Origin of the sequence: Nostocoides vanveenii (assembly GCF_039531165.1) — a bacterium.
In the GTDB taxonomy this organism is placed as follows: domain Bacteria; phylum Actinomycetota; class Actinomycetes; order Actinomycetales; family Dermatophilaceae; genus Nostocoides_A; species Nostocoides_A vanveenii.
The window spans coordinates 1-1,195 of the sequence record NZ_BAAAPN010000074.1; the positions used below are offsets into that span (position 1 = coordinate 1).

The following is a 1,195-nucleotide window of genomic DNA, read 5'->3' on the forward strand; positions in this document are numbered from 1 at the left end:
AGGGCCGGACGGATCAGTCCATCGGCAACCCAGCAGGGCACCAGTCAGATCAAGGGTCACGACCCTCGCGCAGCCATACCAGCATGTAAGTCCGACCAACGGTGTTTCTGACCTGACACGTCAGCGAGGGCTGGCGGGAAGGTTGGTCACTGATGACCGAGACAATCACGAGCGTGAGCTCGATGCCCAAGGACGCCAAGAAGCGTTCGTCGTCGTCGACCGCGACACCGTCGGAGAAGGCGGCGATCGCGCAGCTGGTCAAGGCCGCGAGGGAGCGGGGTGATGACATCACCGGCCCGGAGGGCCTGTTGAAGTCGATCACCGCGACCGTGCTCGAGGCAGCGCTTGAGGAGGAGATGACCGACCATGTTGGTCACGCCAAGCATCGAGCACCGGAGGGCGGGGCGGAGAACATCCGCAACGGCACCCCGGCCAAGACGGTGCTGACCGACGCGGCCGGGGAGGTGGTGATCGAGGTGCCGCGGGACCGCGCCGGCACGTTCGAGCCGGTGATCGTCAAGAAGCGTCAGAAGCGGCTCTCGGACGTGGACGCGGTCGCGATCAGCCTGTTCGCCAAGGGCCTGACCACCGGCGAGATCTCAGCGCACTTCCATGAGGTGTACGGCGCCTCCATCGGCAAGGACACCATCTCCCGCATCACTGATCGCGTGGTCGAGGAGATGCAGTCGTGGTGCTCCCGGCCTCTGCTGGGGGTGTACGCCGCGGTGTTCATCGACGCGATCTATGTCAAGGTCCGCGACGGGCAGGTCGGCAACCAGCCGTTCTACGCGGCGATCGGGGTCGACCTGGCCGGCCGCCGCGATGTCCTGGGTCTGTGGGCCGGCCACGGCGGCGGGGAGTCGGCGAAGTTCTGGCTGGCGGTCCTGACCGACCTGAAGAACCGCGGCGTTCGCGACATCTTCTTCCTCCCCCGCAAGCGGGAGGTGCCCCCAGTTTGTGACGGCCTGAAAGGGCTGCCGGACTCGGTGTCCGCGGTCTTCCCGTCCACGATCGTGCAGGCGTGCGTGATCCACCTGATCCGGGCGACGTTCCGGTACGCGAGCAGGAAGTACTGGGACCAGCTCGCCCGGGTCGCGTCCAGCGGCCGGTGTAAATGAGACGGGCGTAGGTTCGGTTTCGAGACCGCTCAAAGTCATCGAAGAAAGGACCCTACGCCCGTGTCTGCACGAGTATC

The 1,195-nt window shown here is 65.9% G+C and carries 1 pseudogene; it reads left to right on the top strand.

The features are described 5' to 3' along the window. Nucleotides 1-152: 152 nt before the first annotated feature. Nucleotides 153-1,091: pseudogene (locus tag ABD209_RS15560) on the top strand (IS256 family transposase); the annotation flags it as partial. Between the last annotated feature and the right edge of the window lie 104 nt (nucleotides 1,092-1,195).